The 789-nt window shown below is 56.3% G+C and carries 2 tRNA genes; both read right to left on the reverse strand.

The annotated features are described in order from the left end of the window. Nucleotides 1-277 precede the first annotated feature (277 nt). Nucleotides 278-353, reverse strand: a tRNA-Ala gene (locus IF10I1_RS09675). 175 nt (nucleotides 354-528) lie between these two features. Continuing rightward, nucleotides 529-605 (reverse strand) — tRNA-Ile (locus tag IF10I1_RS09680). Nucleotides 606-789: the final 184 nt, after the last annotated feature.

Below are 789 nucleotides of genomic sequence, written 5' to 3' on the forward strand. Positions count from 1 at the left end.
ATCCATATGGACCCGGCAAACCTAATTTTCTTCAGGATGATAAAGGGAGCAGCACAAAGCCGCTCAACCATTGAGTGATCGATCAAAGCGCCAGCCAAACTGCAACACACCAGCTCAGAGCCAGCCGTATCACGCATTTGGTGGAGACACCCGCGAGGGCTCTGCCCGAGCAAAGCAAACAAACGGCTGTCAACAACAAACCGAAGGTTTGGTGGAGACACCCGTGAGGCGCAGCCGAACAAAGTTCAAAACGGCTGGCTTCGCCAAACCAAAGGTTTGGTGGAGACAGACGGGATCGAACCGACGACCTCATGCTTGCAAAGCACGCGCTCTCCCAACTGAGCTATGTCCCCATTTTTGCCCATCACGCGGCAACGCTGTTCCTCACATGAAGCTAGCCGCTTCATGATCGGGCTGCCGCGGCGCGCCTTGCGCTTGCAAGCCTTGCGGCTTGTACCAGCGCAACCCTCACACACCAGACTTGCATCTGCATGCTGTGAAGATGCGAGGACCGCCAAACCGAAGGTTTGGTGGGCTGAGGAGGACTCGAACCTCCGACCTCACGCTTATCAGGCGTGCGCTCTAACCACCTGAGCTACCAGCCCATCAGCCTGTCCGGCGGACCGGAGCTGATTACCGGGCATACAAGCTGAACGCTTGTTCCCAGGTGGCGAACCACTCAATCATCCTTGAAGAAAGAGAAACGAAGCCGGCGCTAACTAGAGCGCCTTGAAGCGAGCAGACGTGATCTCGTCCGCTCTTATGTTCCAAGTGAACCAGCAGGTGATG

It is taken from the genome of Pannonibacter sp. I15F10I1 (assembly GCF_900185665.1).
Lineage (GTDB): Bacteria > Pseudomonadota > Alphaproteobacteria > Rhizobiales > Stappiaceae > Pannonibacter > Pannonibacter indicus.